Genomic DNA, 3,890 nt, shown 5'->3' on the forward strand with positions numbered 1-3,890 from the left:
TGAGAAAAGCCTGATTGCATACGTAGTTCCAAGCAAAAATAAAGCTTATACAGTCAATCAAATCCTTAATGCCGGAAAATTGGAGCTGGAATTTGATGCAGCGTTGTATGAAATGGATAATGGAGTGAGTATGTATGCATACAACGGATCTGAAGTTAAATGGCTTTACAACGAAGTTTTTGAGCTAAAAACCTACTATAACCATGGAATTATAATTCCAAAAGATGCCTGTATAATTGATGTTGGAGCGAATGTAGGTGCATTTTCAATATTTTCATTACTCACCTTTGAAAACCCCAGAATATATTCTTTCGAACCGCTTGCTCCAATATACAGTTTGCTTGAAAAAAACATCAGCCTATACAATGGGAATGTGCAAATTTTCAATGTTGGAATTTCGGATAGAGAAGAAGAAGCAATTTTTGATTTTTACCCACATACCACCATATTCTCAGGAAGACATTCTGAAAGTTATGAGGTAAAAGATACGATTAAAAAATTCATAGACAATACGCAAAATGCTGTTGTAAAAACAGTGACCGATGAGCAAATGGATGAATTGCTCAAAGATCGATTGGTGAAGAAAGAATATACCTGTCAGCTAAAGACGCTTTCGCAGGTAATCAGGGAGAATGCAATTGCTCATATCGACCTTTTGAAAATAGATGTTGAAACCGCAGAGCTGGACGTTGTTAATGGCATTGCTGAGGAAGATTGGGCGAAAATAGATCAGGTGGTTATCGAGGTGTACGACGATAATGATAGGCTGAGAAAGATAGAACAAATTCTCAGTTCTTATGGCTTCACTGTGTCAGTTTACCAAAGTGAGGACTTGAAGGGAACAAAACTCTATGATCTTTATTGCATCAGGGAAAAGGAAATTGTTGAAGGAAAAATAGAAGCGTCTTTTAAAGGTCATTGGTACAGTACCAATGCCCTGATGGAAAGTGTAAGACAGGGATTAAAAGATAAACTACCCGGTTATATGGTGCCTTCGGAAATAGTGTTATTGGATGGTTTGCCTCTGACATTGAATGGTAAGATAGATCGAAAGGCATTGCTGGAAATTGACCTTGGTAGTTTGGATAATAAAATTGAATATATTGCTCCGGGCACGGAGCAGGAAAAGGTTTTGGCTTCGGTATGGTCAGCCGTATTAAAAAGAGAAGGCATCGGGATCAGGGACAGCTTCTATAATCTTGGCGGAGACTCCATCAAATCCATCCGGGTAGCCGCGAGGTTAAAACAATACGGGTACAGACTTAAAGTAGAGCACCTGCTTAGAACACCTGTACTGGAGGATCTGGCCCGGTTAATGGAGCTGATCACTCAGGTTACCAATCAGGATGACGTGAATGGAGAGGTTGTGCTAACCCCGATACAGGAGTGGTTTTTCAACTCATCAGAGATAAAAGTTTATGATCACTTCAATCAATCTGTTCTACTATATACTAAGCAAACACTCGACAGCGGAATTCTTGAAAAGAGTATAGAAGATCTGACCAGGCATCACGATGCCCTTCGGTTAGTTTATAAACTGACCCCGGAAGGATGGCAACAATATACCCAGGACACAAGGTCGAAAAGATACACATTTGATTTCTATGATTTAAGCGAATCAGATAACGCGCCTGGTGAGATGGCACGCCTCGGAGAAGAGCTGCAATCGGGCATAAAGTTATCAGAAGGGCCTTTATTCAAAGTTGCGCATTTCAGGTTGCAGGATGGTGACCGCTTAGGTTTGATCATTCATCATTTGGTAGTGGATGGAATTTCCTGGCGTATACTCCTGGAAGACCTGTTGAACCTGTACTCCGGTTATAAGAAAGGCGAAAAACCGGGTCTGCCGTCAAAGACAGATTCTTTTCAGAGATGGGCATTGCTTCAAAAGGAATATGCAGCAGGTAAAAAGATTGAAAGAGAGCGGGCTTACTGGCAGCAGGTATGTGATCGGCAGATCGCCGGTTTAGCGCAGGATAAAGTAGTAAAAGAGGATCAGGTGGCGCTGATCGATTCTTCTGAGTCTTTCAGACTGGATAAAATGACCACTGAGCTATTACAAACACGCGTTCACGGAGTTTATAACACAGAGATAAACGATGTGTTATTGACAAGTCTTGGTCTGGCCCTGAAAGAAGTTCTGTCTGTAGATAAAAGCGTATTGCAGATGGAGGGTCATGGAAGAGAAGAGATCATCGATGGAGTAGACATCAGCAGAACGGTGGGATGGTTTACTACTCATTATCCATTTGTACTGGATGTATCCAGTTCTTCCGATCAGGCAGAGTGCTTAGTAGCAGTAAAGGAGTCCCTGCGACGTATACCAAATAAAGGTATTGGTTATGGCATTCTCCACTACTTAAGCCAGGAGAGGCTTGTGCGTAAGCTTACCCCACAGATCACCTTTAATTACCTGGGAGATTTTGGTGCGAATGTATCCAATGATGATGGTTCGTTATTTGAATATGCATCAGAGGGTTTCGGATCAGAGGTATCAAAAGAGAATGAAATGCACACGATACTGGATGTATCGGGGATGCTGGTGAGAGGAGAGCTGGGAATGACGATCCGCTATTCAAGATCAAGGTATAACGCGGCAACGATTAAAAAGTTAGCTAAGTCTTACAAGAAGAACTTACAGTTTCTGATAGAAGAATTAGCAAAGAGCAGGCAGACCCATCTGACGCCTTCCGATTTAAGTTTCAAAGGGCTGAGTCAGGAAGAGCTGTCCAAACTTAACTCCGACAACACGCTTGAGGATGTGTATGAGTTGTCTCCTCTTCAGGAAGGAATATACTACCACTGGTTGGCTGAAACCTCCGGCAGCCTTTATTTTGAGCAGATCTCCTATAGGGTGCGGGCCAAAAGTTTAGACATTGAGAAGTTAGAAGGAGCTTATGATCGATTAACAGCCAGACATGCTGTGCTACGTACCAGTTTTAGCACTGAATATGCAGGCAGATCTTTACAGATAGTAAGGAAAGAAGTATCAGGTAATTTTACCTGTGCGAAGCTGGATAGCCAGGCAGACCAACAGGTGCAAGTAAAGCTGATCAAGCAGCAAGACAGGGAAAGGGGTTTTGATTTGAGCAGCTTTTCTCAGATGCGCCTGCATGTTATTGATTTATCAGATGATGAATACGAGTTTATCTGGAGTTATCATCATATTTTGATGGATGGCTGGTGCGTGAGTGTGCTGATCAATGACTTTAATGAGCTATTGAGTGCAGCAATCAGGGGCAGTGCAGTGAGCCTCTCACCGGTAGTACCATATTCCAATTATATCAATTGGTTAAGAACCCTCGACAGGGAGCGTTCACTTAATTACTGGAAACATTACCTGTCAGGCTACTCAACGCTGGCAGAGATACCCTTCAAGGCAGCAACAGCAGACACGACTTATGTCGAATCCAGTGAACACCTGCAAATAGAGGGCGATCTATTTAAGAAAGTAGACACCCTTTGCACCCAATCAGGCATCACCCAAAATACTTTTGTACAAGGGGTATGGGGATACTTATTGTCACGCTATAACAACACCAATGATGTAGTGTTTGGCGCAGTGGTATCCGGTCGTCCGGCCGATTTGCATGGAGTTGAAGAGATGATCGGACTGTTTATCAATACCATCCCGGTAAGAGTAAAGTATGATGCAGATGATACGCCTGCTAAACTATTAAAATCACTGCAGGAACAATCGATACAAAGTACATCACATCATTATATGAATCTGTCAGAGGTTCAGGCTCAGAGTGAACTGGGTATGGAGCTGATGAATCATATTATGATCTTTGAGAACTATGCGGTAAAGGAACTGGAAAATGAAGGTTTATTAAATAGCAAAGGTGAAGAAGGACTGTCTATAGAGTCAATGGACGTGTTTGAGCGAA

At 42.2% G+C, this 3,890-nt stretch carries 1 protein-coding gene; it reads left to right on the forward strand.

Annotation, left to right across the window (positions count from 1 at the left end; genetic code table 11):
• Window positions 1–3,890, forward strand: a 3,890-nt coding sequence (locus A4R26_RS06705) for an FkbM family methyltransferase (protein ID WP_133054571.1), incomplete at both ends; no start/stop codon positions are given.

Source organism: Niastella populi, from assembly GCF_002078015.1.
GTDB classification, from domain to species: Bacteria; Bacteroidota; Bacteroidia; order Chitinophagales; family Chitinophagaceae; genus Niastella; species Niastella populi.